The 15,192-nt window shown below is 52.1% G+C and carries 22 protein-coding genes and 1 pseudogene; 16 read left to right on the top strand and 7 right to left on the bottom strand.

Annotated elements, in window-relative coordinates; all coding sequences use genetic code 11:
- Window positions 1-54: 54 nt before the first annotated feature.
- The 7 genes and pseudogenes from HX884_RS13205 to HX884_RS13175 all read right to left on the bottom strand — a co-directional run.
- Window positions 55-819, bottom strand: a pseudogene (locus HX884_RS13205) (integrase); the annotation flags it as partial.
- Window positions 803-1,051 (bottom strand): DUF4224 domain-containing protein, encoded by a 249-nt coding sequence (locus HX884_RS13200; protein WP_096896929.1) that lies wholly within the window; start codon window positions 1,049-1,051, stop codon window positions 803-805. The gene HX884_RS13200 and the pseudogene HX884_RS13205, both read right to left, overlap by 17 nt.
- A 210-nt stretch (window positions 1,052-1,261) precedes the next feature.
- A complete protein-coding gene (locus tag HX884_RS13195; protein ID WP_017384474.1) occupies window positions 1,262-1,444 on the bottom strand; it encodes a hypothetical protein in 183 nt (60 codons plus the stop codon).
- 2 nt (window positions 1,445-1,446) lie between these two features.
- The gene (locus HX884_RS13190) at window positions 1,447-2,007 is read right to left on the bottom strand and encodes a siphovirus Gp157 family protein (RefSeq protein ID WP_102751887.1); all 561 of its coding nucleotides are present in this window, start codon (window positions 2,005-2,007) and stop codon (window positions 1,447-1,449) included.
- Window positions 2,004-4,208 (bottom strand): hypothetical protein, encoded by a 2,205-nt coding sequence (locus HX884_RS13185; protein ID WP_178328309.1) that lies wholly within the window; start codon window positions 4,206-4,208, stop codon window positions 2,004-2,006. The genes HX884_RS13190 and HX884_RS13185 overlap by 4 nt, the downstream gene beginning before the upstream one ends.
- A gap of 50 nt (window positions 4,209-4,258) precedes the next feature.
- Window positions 4,259-4,582, bottom strand: a complete 324-nt coding sequence (locus tag HX884_RS13180; RefSeq protein ID WP_032654104.1) for a hypothetical protein — start codon at window positions 4,580-4,582, stop codon at window positions 4,259-4,261.
- 534 nt (window positions 4,583-5,116) lie between these two features.
- Window positions 5,117-5,572 carry a helix-turn-helix domain-containing protein gene (locus HX884_RS13175; RefSeq protein WP_178328306.1) on the bottom strand — a complete coding sequence of 152 codons (456 nt, stop codon included), beginning with the start codon at window positions 5,570-5,572 and terminating at the stop codon, window positions 5,117-5,119.
- Window positions 5,573-5,678: 106 nt separating this feature from the next.
- On the opposite strand from HX884_RS13175, the gene HX884_RS13170 reads away from it, so the two are divergent.
- From HX884_RS13170 to HX884_RS13095, 16 genes are all read left to right on the top strand, one after another.
- Complete coding sequence (locus HX884_RS13170) at window positions 5,679-5,912, top strand: YdaS family helix-turn-helix protein (RefSeq protein WP_151347986.1); 234 nt, start codon at window positions 5,679-5,681, stop codon at window positions 5,910-5,912.
- 64 nt (window positions 5,913-5,976) lie between these two features.
- Entirely contained in the window at window positions 5,977-6,423 is a 447-nt protein-coding gene (locus HX884_RS13165) for a toxin YdaT family protein (RefSeq protein WP_178328305.1), read from the top strand.
- 21 nt (window positions 6,424-6,444) lie between these two features.
- On the top strand, window positions 6,445-6,669 hold the full coding sequence (locus HX884_RS13160; RefSeq protein ID WP_104557233.1) for a hypothetical protein: 225 nt from the start codon (window positions 6,445-6,447) through the stop codon (window positions 6,667-6,669).
- Between the two features lie 2 nt (window positions 6,670-6,671).
- On the top strand, window positions 6,672-7,730 hold the full coding sequence (locus HX884_RS13155) for a replication protein RepO (RefSeq protein ID WP_104557232.1): 1,059 nt from the start codon (window positions 6,672-6,674) through the stop codon (window positions 7,728-7,730).
- Complete coding sequence (locus HX884_RS13150) at window positions 7,727-9,115, top strand: replicative DNA helicase (protein WP_065420221.1); 1,389 nt, start codon at window positions 7,727-7,729, stop codon at window positions 9,113-9,115. The genes HX884_RS13155 and HX884_RS13150 overlap by 4 nt, the downstream gene beginning before the upstream one ends.
- A 41-nt stretch (window positions 9,116-9,156) precedes the next feature.
- The gene (locus HX884_RS13145) at window positions 9,157-9,834 is read left to right on the top strand and encodes a hypothetical protein (RefSeq protein ID WP_178328304.1); all 678 of its coding nucleotides are present in this window, start codon (window positions 9,157-9,159) and stop codon (window positions 9,832-9,834) included.
- A gap of 3 nt (window positions 9,835-9,837) precedes the next feature.
- Window positions 9,838-10,080, top strand: coding sequence for a hypothetical protein (locus HX884_RS13140; protein WP_178328303.1), 243 nt, complete (start codon window positions 9,838-9,840; stop codon window positions 10,078-10,080).
- Window positions 10,077-10,337, top strand: coding sequence for a hypothetical protein (locus HX884_RS13135; protein WP_178328302.1), 261 nt, complete (start codon window positions 10,077-10,079; stop codon window positions 10,335-10,337). The genes HX884_RS13140 and HX884_RS13135 overlap by 4 nt, the downstream gene beginning before the upstream one ends.
- Complete coding sequence (locus HX884_RS13130) at window positions 10,334-12,295, top strand: DNA cytosine methyltransferase (protein ID WP_309138876.1); 1,962 nt, start codon at window positions 10,334-10,336, stop codon at window positions 12,293-12,295. The genes HX884_RS13135 and HX884_RS13130 overlap by 4 nt, the downstream gene beginning before the upstream one ends.
- On the top strand, window positions 12,295-12,633 hold the full coding sequence (locus HX884_RS13125; protein ID WP_178328301.1) for a hypothetical protein: 339 nt from the start codon (window positions 12,295-12,297) through the stop codon (window positions 12,631-12,633). Before HX884_RS13130 ends, HX884_RS13125 begins: the two co-directional genes overlap by 1 nt.
- Window positions 12,634-12,809: 176 nt before the next feature.
- Window positions 12,810-13,001 (top strand): hypothetical protein, encoded by a 192-nt coding sequence (locus HX884_RS13120; protein WP_078309719.1) that lies wholly within the window; start codon window positions 12,810-12,812, stop codon window positions 12,999-13,001.
- 68 nt (window positions 13,002-13,069) lie between these two features.
- Window positions 13,070-13,666: a DUF1367 family protein gene (locus HX884_RS13115; RefSeq protein WP_178328300.1), complete on the top strand. Its 597-nt coding sequence runs from the start codon at window positions 13,070-13,072 to the stop codon at window positions 13,664-13,666.
- A gap of 11 nt (window positions 13,667-13,677) precedes the next feature.
- Window positions 13,678-13,980: a Ref family recombination enhancement nuclease gene (locus tag HX884_RS13110; RefSeq protein ID WP_178328299.1), complete on the top strand. Its 303-nt coding sequence runs from the start codon at window positions 13,678-13,680 to the stop codon at window positions 13,978-13,980.
- A gap of 155 nt (window positions 13,981-14,135) precedes the next feature.
- Window positions 14,136-14,426 (top strand): hypothetical protein, encoded by a 291-nt coding sequence (locus HX884_RS13105; protein ID WP_017384458.1) that lies wholly within the window; start codon window positions 14,136-14,138, stop codon window positions 14,424-14,426.
- A gap of 36 nt (window positions 14,427-14,462) precedes the next feature.
- Window positions 14,463-14,948, top strand: a complete 486-nt coding sequence (locus tag HX884_RS13100) for a hypothetical protein (protein WP_104557226.1) — start codon at window positions 14,463-14,465, stop codon at window positions 14,946-14,948.
- A 12-nt stretch (window positions 14,949-14,960) separates the two neighbouring features.
- A complete protein-coding gene (locus HX884_RS13095) occupies window positions 14,961-15,191 on the top strand; it encodes a hypothetical protein (RefSeq protein ID WP_104557225.1) in 231 nt (76 codons plus the stop codon).
- The last annotated feature ends 1 nt before the right edge of the window (window position 15,192 follow it).

Genomic DNA, 15,192 nt, shown 5'->3' with positions numbered 1-15,192 from the left:
ACACAACCCGCTACGGGGGAGACTTACCCGAAATCTGATTTATTCAACAAAGCCTTGATGGATAAGAAACAGGCTCCTTATGCCAGGTTTTAGCGGCAGGGTGCGCGCCAGCGAAACCGCTGCACGTAAACGAGGTGTCCATGCCTTAATCTGCTTCACGCCAGTTTTACCCTGGCGGATAAATATCCCCATGTCGCTGATCTGCTCTTCACTTAAAGACAGGACATCGCTCTGCCTGGCAACGCATAAATAAGCGATCTCCATTGCTGCACGGACCACATCAGCCCCCACCTCATATACGGCGTTGTATTCTTCATTCGTCACATAGCGCTCTCGTGATACCTCCTTGAACTGCTTAACCCCCTGACATGGATTTCTTTCCACATATCCACGCTCGTAGCCCCAACGAAATACCCGCGAAAGGAAACTCTTTTCCCTGTTCGCCTGCGTTCGGCTTGATATGCCGCGCTGATCCATATAGCGCCGGATATGCTCAGGTTTTATTTTGTTGGGGTCAGTTTTACCGAAAACAGGTAACACCTTAACCGAATATTTCGTGTAATCTTTTCTGGTTTCCGGTGACAAATCCATAAAGTCAGGCGATGTCATAAACATATCTGCGAGATTCTGGAATGTATTTTTCCTCACTTCTTCGCCCACAGCTTTTTCATACGCCAGCCAGACCGATGCCTGTGTTTCGTTAAGGGCACACAGGCGAACGGCTTTGTTATCTTTGGTCCGAAATTCATAAGCTGCTTTGCCGCGATATACACGCGGTGGCATCCAGCTGTCGGCGGGGTTTTTACGCTTTCCGGCCATTAAATACGGCTCCGAAATCTGGTTCTTCATCCTCGCGTACCGGGGAGGTTTCCTGGTTGCGGTATTTTATGGGGTTCATGAAATGCCCCCATGTTGTTTTAGGGTGGCCGTCCGCTCTTTCCATAAAGAATATCCCGGCTCGACGCAGAGCATCACACTGTTTTGATTTAAGTGGCGTCCCCGTCAGTTCTATCATCTCTTCTCTGGTGATGATGTCGTGATCGTGTCTCATGGTCTTTCCTCAGCATGCGGTATATCGCATCGTCAGCGTCACTACAGGCGCGTTCTATGTCTGACCTGGTCAGGGTCTTCTTTCGTACACTCGCTGATAATTTTCCGATCTTGGTATCAAAGTCTGAGAGCAGGATTGCTCCGGGTTGCCAGTGCAGCATTGCGGCCTCCATTAAGTGTTTGAGGCCACAATGCTATCGGCTTAAAGGGATTAATTCTGATTACGCTTAATCAGGTTATCTTTCAGAAACGCGCCTTTCTCGCGTGTAACCTTGACGTTCTCCGGAAGATGTAACCCCAACTCACTGCGGCTACGTGCTTCGATGATCCCGTTTGTTCCATCAGGAAACACCACGTGTACCGCATCACCTCTTTTGAGAGTCAGTTTCAGCATGATTAGCGCACCTGTAATGAACGTTCGCCGACTTCCAGATGCGCACCCGGTACCGGATTAAGTAACTCTTCAGGTACCTCACCACCATCGGCTTTGATCTGTTCCGCTGCGGCCTCGGCTGCCTCTATCCTTTCTTTGATGGCCTTCTTGTCAGGGGCGATTACCGTCTGAACTGTGACCACTTCGTCAGGTAACGCTTCAACATTATCGACCACCACGGTTACAGTACCCTGGCGAGCGGTAAAGGTGTTTCTGGGGGTTTTCAGCTTATCCAGACCAGCACCTAACAGACATGACAGAATGTACTTGCGGAGGTGCTTGTCTTTATTTTCGAAAGACTTTTTGCGCTCAGCCAGACGCTTCATCTCTTCGTCACAGGTTTTCGCGTTGCCCAGGTTATTACGCGCCACCACCATAACTGCATCCAGGCGATCGGCCAGCTCACCTTCAATCCCTTCCAGGGTGTCGGCGATCATTTCCGGCGTCAACTCGTCAGAGGTTTCCAGCAGGTTTAATAGGCTGGAGTAATCATTTGCCAATGCGATTGCGGTTACCTTGCTCATACTGTTTTCTCCTGGGCTTTGTTCAGTTCTTTCAGACGTTCGTCTTTGATGGTAGTCAGGCGACGCAGGCGTTTACTCAGGTAATTAGCATGCTGGCTGTCGCCTTTAGCCTCAGCATCTTTACGGTGCACCTCCACTTCACGGGCGATAGATGCGAATACTTTTGTAACTTCGTTGGCAGAGACACCAGTTGCCAGCGTGTTTGCCACCCGTGTGAGTTTGTCGTCCAGCTCCTGACGCAGACGTGCAGCATCTTCTGCGTTATCGCTGGCATTTTTAAGGGCGAATTCTTCTTTGTTTTTCTGCCGATATTCAGGGTTGTCATAGAGACCCATAAAGATATCGGCGCTGAAACCGAGGGAAGAGAGCGCCTTTTTGGTCGCATCGGTAAGTGATTTTTTAGTCGCTTCGCCGTCGCAAATTGGGCCGTGTTTACTCCCGTAGATATACTGCGTACAGCCGAAAGAGATCTCTTCTCCGCGTTCACCGTTACGCACATACCAGAGGCGAATCTTAATGACGTGGTGTTTTTCTGTTAGATATCCACCGTCACCGTTTGGAATAAGTTCCCATGTATTATTCCCGTCCGGGCCTTTTACGATGCGGGTTATTGGTGCGCCATCATCAAAACGCTCCTCAAGGATATCAACGCCCCAGCCAATACCTTTCGGGCCGAATTCCCGGGTGGCCAGCATCGTCATGTATGTGCCGTTGATCGATGTGCCGCCACCGTTAACACTGAACTGCTTGGTAAAACGCTCATCGGTTTTGAAAACGCGTTTCCAGAGAGCAAGGTTTTCCAGTTCTGTGCCGGTGCGTTCGGAGAGGCTCTTTTCAACGTCATTAACGTTAGGGCGTGGCTCATCTTGCACCTGATGGGCCTCTGGTTGCTCCGCGACTTTATCTTGATCGCTGCTGTCCAGCTCCTTATCTGATTCACTGGCGTAAACGCTGTAGCCCATTTTATTGAGCGTTTCACGCGCGGCTTCTGCCTGTGAATCAGTAACCGCTTCCACTTTTTCCGCCTCATTTGAGGCGTTCTGCGCTGTGGTCTGAGTTTCTGTTTTTACCCACTTGGGATCGGTGGGGTCGCTTATACCTTCGACATATTCTCCACGCCCGGCTGCCAGTGATTTATTGGTTGCATCCGAATCAGTTGAATCCTGTTCAAACACGCCATTTTCGGCAAGCCAACTGTCGATAAAGCGGCGTAATGAATCGGGAAAGTGATGCGTATCTTTCGCTGGCACATTCTGGATAACGCCAAAAATAGTGTCGCGGGAATATTTGAGGATCTGCTCAGTAGTGCGCAGCGCCATAGACCAGAGCTTAAAGTCTTCCCGGTCTTCTTCAATGATACGTTCCGCCTGGCGCAGAGCGCTGACAGATACAGTGGTCGCTGGCTCTATTGGCAACAGTGCGAGAGCGATCTCCTGATCCAGAGTGGCATATGTGTGTTTGTAACCTCGCTGTGGTGCAACCTGAGCGTGGGTATTATCTTCCGTGCTGGTGCTGGTGCTGGTGCTGGTGCTGTTCTGAGGCAGCATTTCTTCACGTTTGCCAGGGTTGTCAGTCCATTTTTTAATAAACGAGTAAAGCGCGGCGCCGCCGGGTAACTGGTTCTCAAACTTCACATAAATTGCCTGCAGGAGATTATTAAGCCCCTCCTGGTGCATGTAGTGAACAGGCGGATGCGCTTCCATCGCATTAATGATGTAACGATTTAAGCGATCATCCTCCTCGTCGCCGTACTGCCTGGTGTTTTCGAGATTATCAAGATAGTCACAAACCTGAGAATAAATTTCCCCATCCAGCTGGGCAAGGCCAAATAACACCACCGTTGCGAAGCGTTCGCGCGGTGAAATAGTCATAAAGTCTAATTTTTCATCATTGTCAGGAAGGTGGCTCATCCCGCCAGTTGGTTCGACATTTACCATCCATTTTTCGCCATCGAACGTATGGGATTTAGCAAAGTGCTCGTCAAACTTGCCGATCTCAGGGTGAGGCTGATCAGCTGTGTTTTCCCATATTTCAGGTTTAAAGAAGTTATCGCCGTTCGCCGGATAGTGCTCCCAGAGCTTACCCGTCACGATGCTTTCTGCGATTTTTTTGTTGGGTGCTTCCACGCTGATCGCCAACGCAACGGCACCATCTTTGATGGCCGATTTTTTCGGCTTAAACAGGCAGTTGTAAATTGAGATTGTCACTTGGTCTTTCCTCTTCGGTTACTGGCGCGGGTCAGGCGCCGTTATCAGAACGGGATATCACTTTCCTGGATTGTTGAATGGTCGATGCACAGCAACTGCTGGATCTTGTCTTCAATGAAGGCGACACGCTGGTGAGCCTGATCGACAATCGACGCCTTTTCTTTCTGGAGGCGTTCGACTTGTTTACCGATGATATCGATCGGTTCCGGCTGGTTTATCTCAAGGCAAACAGTGCGCGTTTCCAGCAGCACGTAAAGATCTGGATAGTTCTGTGACATGTCACAGGTATGAACCAGATAGAGTGCAGGGACGTGGGGATTGGCAGATACGTGGATGTACAGTGTTACCTGTAGGGGTAGCGCTTCCATAGCGGCTCCTTACTGATGTATAATTCGAGCCGATCAGCGGCTCATGTCGTTGGTCTTTCCTCGGTACGGGGTTGGTCCCCTGTACCACCTCCGGGCGGTTTGGTCACTGTCCCGGGTAAAGAAGCCCACCTCGGTGGGTTTTTTTACATCTGTTGCCCGTCTTTCCGGGCTGTCAGGGCTGGTCATGCCCGTTGGTCTTTCCTCGTATTCATTGCCGTGAAAAAAAGTGCCCCTCATGGAGACGAGGCAAAGACTACACACAGCAATTTTGGATTCGTTACGGTCTTTCCCGCATGTCATCGTACTGGCGGCGACCCGCGAATTTGGTGTCTGTCTTTCCAGACTGTCAGAACGTTTTTCTGAACAACTGCCGCGTGGGCAGTGCGTCGTTGATGTGATGGATATTATTAACGTTAATATAAATGGTCAATATCAATATATTAATTTTGGCAATATTTTTTGTATGGCATTGATAATTAGAGATAAAAAAATCCCGGCACGGTGGCCGGGTTTTTATGCGGGGTTCTGGTGGAACTATTGTTTTCTGGCGGCTAAAAGTTCTTCGAAAAGCTTGTCAAAATCTTGTATTTTTTCTTTTAAATCAGATAAATGCCTTTCTTTTTCACTTTGCGGAAGTCTGTCATACAGTGTTATCAGTTCCACATGTTCCGGGCTGAGGAGCTTCCAGCCTGGCCCGGTTCTGTCCTCAATATAATCCCCTGACTTACGCACATAGTTCATCATCTCGGCCAGATCAGGTCGAATAGCTTCAGGCTGAACTCCCAGCAAAGACGCAAATTTGAGGGTGGCGTCCGTGTTTAATGGGGTCGTACCGTTAAGGTAATGGCTTACCGAAGCCTGCGTGCTGAAACCAAGGGCCTCCGCCGCCTTTTCCTGAGTGAGGCGCAAAGTTACTTTTTTTGCGTTCCATATCTCACGGAGACGTTTAGCTGCGTCAGTTTCAGCTGCATCAAGGGTTTTCTTTCTCATGAGCGCATATTATTCGCAAAATTAATCAAGTTCTAAGGGCATTGATATTGACTAAAAATATTAACGTTATTAATATTCAATTTAATCAACAACTGAGGATGTACGTATGAAGCTAAAAACTTACTTAAAAACATCCGGTGTAAGGCAACTGGCTTTCGCCGAACTCGTAGGACAGACCCAAGGGTATGTCAGCCGTGTCGCCTCCGGAGAGTGTCTACTTGGCGCAGCCACAGCGCTGAAATGGGCTGCCGCAACTGAATTCCAGGTAACACCGCATGATCTGCGTCCTGATTTATATCCGAACCCAACAGACGGGATTCCAGACAGGGCAGCAGCTTAACAACCAGCAACCAATAAATCTGATTAAGCCTAATCAGGTTTCAGCGACAGGAGACGCGAAGGAAGTGGAAAACCTCGAAGAACTGAAACGGGAGATCTTCAACTGGGCCGTAGAGCGCGGGCAGGAATATGTTGCCATCGAAATTACGCGCATGTGGTTCCGAATGGGTGGTAACACCAGCACGGTAAAGCTTCACCAGATGGAAGATCCAATGGGTAACGCCGACTGGCGGGCCATAAACAACAATCGCCAGCAAATTTTTCGCTGGTTACGTGGCGACACCAAAGCGGCAAGAGCCAAAACAAGAGCGCTGGCTAAGGCGATGGAAGCGGCGCTGCCTGCAGAACGATACGCGCAGCTGGGAATGACCACTCAGCATCTGATATGCGTAGCGATACGCGAGTTTGCAGCGGCGATCATCGCGTTACTGCTGGATGCCAGGGATAGACCGCAGAGGATAGCCCAGGCATTGCAAGCCATCCAGGAAACACAGCGCCTGACCAGCGTTTAACTGTACCGAGGAAAGACCAACATGCTGAATTCAATTGACCGCATTACCTGGCGGAACGGCTTTCGTTTAAATGGCGTACCGGCCGTCATGGAAGACATCGAAGATATTTTTGAAGGTCGCCGCGTAGCTGCGTTATCTATCTGGGCGCAGTATGAAAAACTGAAAGAAGAACTCCGCGAAATGGAATTGTCACCTGAGGAATATCAGGCGGCATGCCGTCAAATCGCCGAAATGCTGGGGATTTGATCATGAGCCGTTTACTTATCAATGAGCAACCTTTGCTGGTGCTTCCATCTTTAGCATGCGAAATAGGGCTTAACGAAGCTCTGGTATTGCAGCAAATCCACTACTGGATGAACTCCTCCAAGAATTTCTTTGAGGGGCGTTACTGGGTATACAACAGCGTCTCTGAGTGGCAAACCCAGTTCCCATTCTGGAGCGAATCGACAACAAAACGCGCACTGGCAAAACTCGAAAAGCTGGGGCTGGTTGATATAGGTGATTTCAATAGTGATGCCTGGGATAAAACAAAATGGTATTCAATAAATTACGATAATCTCGACAAGCTTTCTGGCCCCGTAAAAACAGTGACCAATCGATTAGGTCAAAATGACCAAATCGAAGAGCGCAAAATGACCAAAGCATCAGGTCAAAATGACCAGTCCCCACAGGTCAAAATGACCCGATCTCCTACAGAGAATACAACAGAGAATAAAGATCTAGATCCCCCTAACCCCCAAATGGGGGAGGGTGAGGAAATTATTCTCGCTGACGCGAAAAAAGCCCTCGAGTTTTATAACGACTGCACCGGTACCCGTTGCCGTGACGTTAAGCCGTTTGTGCTCATGCTGACACCGACCAAAACGCGCGAAGGGTACACCCTGTCCGAACTGCAGTTGGTTATCCGCTGGGTTCTGGCTACCTGGCGGCGCCGTGGTGCTGGTGCACCAAAACCAGCAAATATCTGCCGGGTTAGCCGGTTCGATGGCTATCTCGCTGACGCTGAGGCATGGGCCACTACCGAGGCCAGTATTGATCCGGTAGCTGTTATCGATGGTTACAACGAGATTTTCGCCGATGTGCTGCCAGCCGCGACCCTTGACGCTGATCGCCGCCAGAAAATTACGCGCCTTGCGGCTCACATGATGAATAAAACCACTGGGGCGTTTCTGGGCTACCTGGAAAAATTCCGCAATACAGCACCAGATTTTTACTTCGGTGGCGAGCACCGCGACGGCTGGCGTGCCAGTTTTGATTACCTGATGAAACCGGAAACACTGCGTAAGACAAGGGAAGGTGCACTGTGAGTCCTCAGGACCTTGAAGCCTGTGTGCTGGCTGGCCTGCTGAATGGCGGTGCAACGCCAGACGCATTCGATGTGATCGCCAGCACGCCGGAGGAATCATTCAGTATCGGATTCCATCGCCGCGCTTTCAGCGAAATAAAAAAACAAGCCCTGGCGAACGGCATGATCGATATGCTTTTCATCAGCGAGGCTCTTGGTGGTTCAAGCCTGGCCGATTTGTCAGATATTTCCCGCATCCCAGCCACGGTACCGAACCTGAAAGGGTATGCAGGGAAGATGGTCAAAGCGTGGCGCAGCCGGGCGCTGGCGAAACTGCTGCAGGAGGGGGCCGACGGCATCCGGCAGGCAGCAAACCAGGAACAACGCGATCAGGTAGTCGAGAACGCCGTCGCGCAGCTGCTGGATATGACTGCTGACACGGGCGACATCCAGCCGGTACATATCAACGAGCTTTTGCCTGTTTACATGGATACCGTGCAGAAACGCATGGATGGCGATGAGTCGACCCGCAATTTGCTCACGGGTATTTCGGATCTCGATAGCGCCACTGGAGGTATTAACCCGCAGGATCTTATCGTCGTTGCTGGCCGCCCGGGCATGGGTAAAACAGAGTTCGCGCTCACCGTGGTAGAAGGGGTAACAGCCAAAGGCGGCGGCGCGCTGATTTTTAGCATGGAAATGGCGGCTACGCAGATTGTTGAGCGTTCCTTGGCTGGTGCCGGAAATCTTTCCGTATCTCGTCTGCGCAATCCTCAGGACATGTATGACGAGGACTGGGCGCGCCTGACATCAGCGATGGCCACACTGAACGACCGTGATATCTGGATTGTTGACGCTACCGATCTGACCGTCGAACAGATCCGCGCTATTGCAGAAACGCACAAACGCCGCCACCCGCATTTAGCGATGATTATGGTCGATTACCTCGGCCTGATAAAAAAACCAAAGGCAGAGCGTAACGATCTCGCTGTCGCGCATATTTCGCGAAACCTTAAGACGATGGCTATGCGCCTGCACACGCCCACTTTCGCGCTGAGCCAGCTCTCCCGTGCTGTTGATGCGCGCCCGGCAGCACAGCGACGCCCGGTTATGTCAGACCTGCGTGATTCCGGCTCCATTGAGCAGGACGCCGACAGCATCCTGTTTCTGTATCGCGACGAGGTTTATAACCCTGAAAGTCCTGCTGCTGGCGTGGCTGAGGTCATTCTCGGTAAGTGCCGCTTTGCCGCAGCCGGTACCGTGATCTACCAGGAGTTCAAGAACGGCCATTTCTTACCAATCGATCAACATGTCGGGAAAGAGAAAACCCGTATTCAACTGGAGGCAGCCAAACCCAAAAAACAACCGCGTCGGTATTCCGACAAATACAACACCGAACCGTTTTAACCGCGCCTGACCAGCGCTAATTAACCAACGAGGAAAGACCAATGACCGATTTACTGTATGCAAAAACCACCAGTGCAGACGATGGTTGTGACTGGAGCCCTGTGATTATCTGGCGCATGAATGCTGGCGCGCGTGCCCGAAACCGTGCCTGTTACGTTCCGGCACCCCGCCCGATCCAGGTAAACCCTGTTTATCGCGTAGCGAAAACAAAAAAAGCACCTGTGCAAGCCGTTAATACCTCAGGGCGCTGGCTCAAAACCCACACCGCGACGGTTATCACTGCTAAAGGCGAAAAAACGGTAAAAATCCGCGAAACTGCCACCGTCTGGAGTGCCGGAAGCAATGAAAACTACGACAAGCTCACCGGGCAGCGCGTCGGCGCTCCGGGACGTTGCCGCCTCCTGCTGGAGTCGATCACTCCAATTGCACGCAAAGCAAAAACGGCACCTAAAAAAGCCTCCGGAGAGCTATCAGCACAAAAGCTGGTGGCGCTAATGAAGGGCAAAACCCTTTCGTATCAGGGCATTCTCACTGCGATCAAAAAATATCACCCGGACATCAATATTACCCCAGGCCAACTTCAAAAGCGTATCTGGCGCATGGTTCAGTCCAAATATGTTGGCATTGAGCGTCACGATGATATGCCGGTGACTCATTTCACTCTGAAAAGTGTCGATCCCCGCTTTTACACCCATTCAGAGAAAAGCGTGAAGGAGTAAGGCATGGCCGGGCAATCGGATTACCTACCGCCCGGCTTACCCCTCAATCGCGCCAAATGGCCGCAGGAATTTCAACTCAAAGAGCATTACGACATGCGCGCCGCTGCGCTCGTTCGCCAGCTCTATGAGAAGAAAACCACACGTCACGCGGTCGTTCAGCAGATTGAGGCTACGCCGGAGAGTCAAAGAGAATTTTTTAGAGAGCGCTTAAATTACTGGCGCGCGCAGAGGGAAGGTGAAATATGAGAGAAGTTCTGCTGGAAAGTGTATATCGAAGACTCATTGAGTTAGAGAGCCTTTTACTCCCGGTCATTCCAGACACGGTATGGCCTGCCGAGGTTGGAATGGTATACACCCAGATTGAAAACGCCGGGGCTCTCCCGGCACACCACCAGCGCCGCCTGAAACATCACATCAACCGAATGTGGCTTGAGAAAATGCCGGTACCTTCGATTATCGTTGCTGCCCGTTCGCTGGCCGCCGCCATGGAGGAATACGCGTGAGAGAGATTATTGTCGATAACTTTGCCGGCGGCGGTGGAGCCAGTACCGGGATCGAACTGGCTACCGGCCGGAGCGTGGATATTGCTATTAACCACGATCCGAATGCAGTGGCTATGCACACCACCAACCACCCGGACACATTGCACTATTGCGAATCCGTCTACGAGGTCAGGCCAAAGATTGCGACCGCTGGCCGCCCGGTAGGCCTCGCCTGGTTCTCTCCGGACTGCCGCCACTTTTCGAAAGCCAAGGGTGCTAAGCCAGTTGAGAAAGCAATTCGCGGTCTTGCCTGGATCGTCATTCGCTGGGCGCTGGATGTGAGCCCGCGCGTGATGATGCTGGAGAACGTGGAAGAGTTTAAAACGTGGGGGCCATTGCTGGCCGGAGAGATGCGCCCGGATCCTGAGCGCACCGGTGAAACATTCGAAGCGTTTATCGGCATGCTGAGCACTGGCGTACCGGCGGACCATCCTGCGCTTATGGAGTGCTGCGAGTTCCTGCAGTTGTCACCGGACAGTGAACAGGTGCATCAGCTGGTTACCGGGCTCGGTTATGACGTGGACTATCGCGAGCTGCGCGCGTGCGACTATGGCGCTCCGACCATCAGAAAACGCTTTTTCATGGTTATGCGCCGGGACGGACAGCCGATCACCTGGCCTGATATCACCCACGGAGACCCGAAATCTCCGGCGGTGCAGGCTGGGAAACTGGCGCCGTGGCGAACAGCTGCAGAATGCATTGACTGGTCGATTGCCGCACCGTCAATTTTTGGCCGTAAAAAGCCGTTGGCAGAAAACACGCTTAAGCGAATCGCACGGGGAATTCAGCGTTTCGTCCTGGACAATCCGACGCCATTTATCGTGAAGTGCAACCACACCACGACAAAAGGCAAATACGACTGCTTCCGCGGGCAGGCGCTGGCGGAGCCGCTGCAAACCATTACCAAAACCCATGGGTATGCGATCGCTACTCCAGTGATGGCACCACTATTTGCCGGAACTGGAGGATCTGCATTCCAGATGAAGCCACGCCCGGTTAATAAACCGTTTTTCACGCTACTTACGCAGAATCGGACCAATGTCATTGCTCCGGTACTGGCCCCGCTGATCGCCCGTCAGTTCGGCGCAAGCATCGGGCACCGCGCTGACGAACCCAGCGCGACAATCACTGCTGGTGGTGGCGGTAAATCGCAGCTGGTGATGCCCACGCTCATTCAGATGGGCTATGGCGAACGCCCTGGGCAGGAGCCCCGTGTACCCGGTTTGCATAAGCCACTGGGCACGGTCGTCGCCGGTGGCGGCAAGTTCGGACTGGTAGCCGCGAATCTGGTGAAGCACTATGGCGGGAATTACCAGGGTGCCGGGGTTGGTATGGACGAGCCAATGCATTCAGTGACAACTGTTGATCACCATGCAGTTGTCGCTGCGCACCTGATGGTTAATAACACTGGTCATCCGGGCGGGGAAGTGGTGAAGCCTACGCATACGATCACTACTGGTAATCATCATGCCGCTGTAACCTCTCATCTGGTGAAGCTGCGAGGCACCTGCCGTGACGGACAGCGCACCGACGAACCAGTGCCGACTGTCACCGCCGGCGGCACGCATGTGGGAGAGGTGAAAACCCTGCTTGCCGTGGACGGGTACGACGAGAAGCGCGCGCAACAGGCGCTGGATTTCCTGCGCGAATACTGTGGCCCGGACAGCACTGGCCTGGTGACGCTGGATGGGGTGGCTTATCGCATAGTCGATATTGGCATGCGCATGCTGCAACCGCATGAGCTATACCGGGCGCAGGGCTTCCCTGAGTGGTACATCATCGACCAGGATTTCCGAGGCGTGAATTACGCCAAAGACAAGCAGGTCGCACGTTGCGGAAACGCGGTACCACCGCCATTTGCCGAGGCGCTAGTGCGCGCCAATCTTCCTGAATTATGTTGCCAGAAGGAAGCTGCGTAATGGCCAAAACCGCAACTGAGCGAAAAAAAGCGCAGCGGGCACGCCAGGCCAAAGCCGGTAACCGAAAACTGGAGCTGCAACTCGATACCCAGGAGTTTGAAATGCTAGAGCGCAACTGCGCCGCCCGGCGCCCTGGTCGTGCGCCGTACGACATGACCGAGTATATCGCGCTGCTGATCCGCCAGGATGATGCACGGATGCGCAATCGCATTAAGCGCATAAGCACCAGCAAATGCACTAAGTGCGGCGACACGCTTCCTGTTAAAAGCTGCATCATGTCAGGTGATTCGCAGTGCTGGGTAACCACTGGATGGAAAAAGTTTACCCTGACAATATGAGTCAGCAAATCAATGTACGCTACCGCCGGGAACGGCGGTTTTTTTGTTTAAAAACATAGCACTAGGAAACGCCATCTTTCATTTTTTTAACGTTTTGTGCTCTTAAAGATTTGCACTTCCTGCCACTTGGGAGTATATATACTGTAATTTTATACAGTTGTTTGGGGGGGGGAGGCGTGATTGAAAAATCGGAGGTTGGGGATCATCTTCCCGATAACGGACGCGTACTCGTGACCCTCAGAAATGGCAAGGTATCAGCCATCAGATTGGCTCATGACGATGAGCATCTAGCGACACTTAAGTCGTTGTTTGAATTGGCTGAATTGTCCGGTTTTACCATTGTTGAAAAGGATAAAAGTAAGGTATAATTAAGCTATCGGACTGAACACCCGATAACCTGTATTTCTGAGCAATTGCTGCGCTAAAGGGGAAACCAATGGCGCAGTATTCTTTTGTAAAATCAGCAGGCGGAGTATTAATCCCAGCGACGCCGGAAGCGCGCGAATTTATCGAAAAAAAATGTCGCATGGGCGCTGTGCTTTATGCCGATTTTAAACAAGCACGTAATCCGGCATTTCATCGCAAATTTTTTGCGTTGCTCAATCTTAGGTTTGATTACTGGCAGCCGACAGGCGGTACCATTTCCCCGGCCGATAAAAAACTGGTTCGTGGGTATGTGCAGCTGGTGGCCCACTATGCCGGGCGTGAAGAAACCCTCCAGGAACTGGCCGATCAGTATCTCCGCGACGAAGCGGAAAAACGCGCCGGAAATATCAGTGCGGTAAAATCATTTGAGGCGTTCCGTGCCTGGGTAACTATTCAGGCAGGCTTCTACACCGAATACCAAATGCCTGACGGCACCACCCGCAAAGAGCCAAAATCCATATCGTTCGCAAAAATGGACGATATCGAATTTTCCCAGCTCTACAAATCCGTTCTCGATGTGCTCTGGAATTTCATTCTGTATCGCACATTCCCGACACAGCAGGCCGCAGAAAACGCAGCCTCGCAATTATTCAGCTACGCCGCGTAAGAAATATCGCCATGACTAACGACGATAAACGCTGGCTGGCCGATGTTGCCTCTCTGGGCTGCGTTGTTTGCCGAAATCTTGGCTACGGCGCATCACCCGCAGAAATTCATCACATACGCACAGGGAAGGGAATCGCCCAACGTGCAGACCACAAAAAAACCTTGCCTCTCTGCGCACCTCACCACAGAACCGGCGGGCATGGCGTTGCTATCCACGCAGGCCAGAAAACATGGGAAAAAAATTACGGTACCGAGACTGAGTTACTGGATCAGGTGACCATTGAAGTAGGGGAATTACGATTATGCAGAATTTAATTCCACTCTTAAAGGCAGCAGAAAACACCAATAAGTTTAATGGCGCCCAGCGTCCGGAAAGAACAATATTCTGTTTCCCTTCTTTTCTCACCACAGCGGCGGGCGATTTTTCCCTTCTCTATGCTCGCGCGCGCGCGCGTTTTGGGGGGTGATCAATGCCTCTGGTTGCCACCTTCAAAACCGACTGGTTCCGGGTCATTACCGACCTGACCAGAAAAAACCTCACTACACAGGAAATTGCCAACGAACTGGGTGTTTCGAAATCTGCCGTTCTGGGCTGGAAGTCAGGATCTGAACCTCGCCACGGTCATGGTGAGGCGCTTATCGCGTTGTGGTGCATGGCAACCAGCTCTGACAGAAAAAAATTACCCACGGTTTTGCATCGCCAGTGGTTCACCTTCCGTAAATCGCGTTTTGGTCGGGAAACTGACCAGGCATGCAAATAACAATGACCGCTCACCATTCATCCGGAGATATCCAAAATGGGTCGACCAAGAAAAAACGTTGAGGTACCGGGGCAGGAAACTGCTGGTACCGATACAACCAATATCGTGGCGGAAGGGCAATTGCTTAATTCCACCCCTGTTAACCAGACCGTTGCTGACGCCCCGATTACAGCGACTGAGAGCCAAGCGCTTAACGCAGAAGGCCAACGCGCAGAGCAGGAAGTAATCCAGCAGCGCGTTGCCAGCCTGCTGGACGATGCCGCACTCGCAGAGCGCAATACTCTGCTGGGTACCATCAACGAGCAGGGCGCGGCCATCATCGCCCGCTTTGAAACGCTGGGTTACACCGACCTGGCTGACCAGCAGCTGACCGACAATCTCGAATTCCTCCAGCTCGTCAAAAAAGCCACCACGGCAGAGCCTGCCGCGCCGCTGGGCTACGTGACGAACGACGAGGGCAAGCGCCAGCCGGTTACGGGTAAACCCGTTCTGACTGAGCACGGCTGGCACGTTCCGGGCTAAGAGGGGATCGCTATGTGTGGAGATGGAGCACCTAAGGTCGTACAGACCGACCCGCAGGCCGAAGCGGATGCAGCTGCCGACGCAGCGGCAAAAGCGGCAAACGCAGATGCTGCAGCGCGCAAGAAGCGCAAGAAAGGCTCGTCCCTTCTCGCCAGTGGTGCAGAGGGCGCGGCTGATTCTGGCAGCTCTCTGCTGTCCTCTGGCGCGCAGGCAGCGCAACAGAAAAACACTCTGGGGGCGTAAC

It is taken from the genome of Enterobacter sp. SECR19-1250, from assembly GCF_013391025.1.
Classification (GTDB): Bacteria; Pseudomonadota; Gammaproteobacteria; order Enterobacterales; family Enterobacteriaceae; genus Enterobacter; species Enterobacter cloacae.
This window is presented reverse-complemented; position numbering and strand designations above follow the sequence as displayed.